Origin of the sequence: Bradyrhizobium sp. NBAIM08 (assembly GCF_020193935.1) — a bacterium.
Lineage (GTDB): Bacteria > Pseudomonadota > Alphaproteobacteria > Rhizobiales > Xanthobacteraceae > Bradyrhizobium > Bradyrhizobium yuanmingense.
Map to the genome: position 1 here is coordinate 1 of NZ_JADYVR010001172.1, position 391 is coordinate 391.

Annotated in this window: 1 protein-coding gene; it reads right to left on the minus strand. The window is 74.4% G+C overall.

What is annotated here, in order from left to right:
- Window positions 1-391 (minus strand): hypothetical protein (locus I6F37_RS44000; RefSeq protein WP_225154987.1); only part of this gene is annotated, 391 nt, incomplete at both ends.

A 391-nucleotide genomic window follows, 5' to 3' on the forward strand; every position in this document is an offset into this window, starting at 1 on the left:
GTGCGGGCGACGCGGCCCTCCTCGTCGACGGCCTGGTAGAAGGCGCGCTCGCCCTTGGTGTGCTCGACGGTCCACTTGAGCAGGCCGTCGAGGACGGCGCCCTCGAGGCGCTCGGCGTCGGCCAGCAGGGCGGTCCAGGCCTTGCCGGCCTCCTCGTCCATCGCCGGCCCGCTCGTGGCCTGGCCGCCGCCCACGGTGGGCACGGCGCCCGCGGGGAAGCACTCGAGGGTCATGAAGAGCAGGCCGTGCTCGTTGAGGCCGAGGTCGTAGACCTCCCACGCGCCCTCGGGCACGACGCCCGGGGTGCGGCGGAACTCGGTCTTGAAGCGGTGGAGGCGCGGCGGGGCGATCGGGTGGTCGCCGTCGAGCACCTTGAGCCAGAGCTCACGGG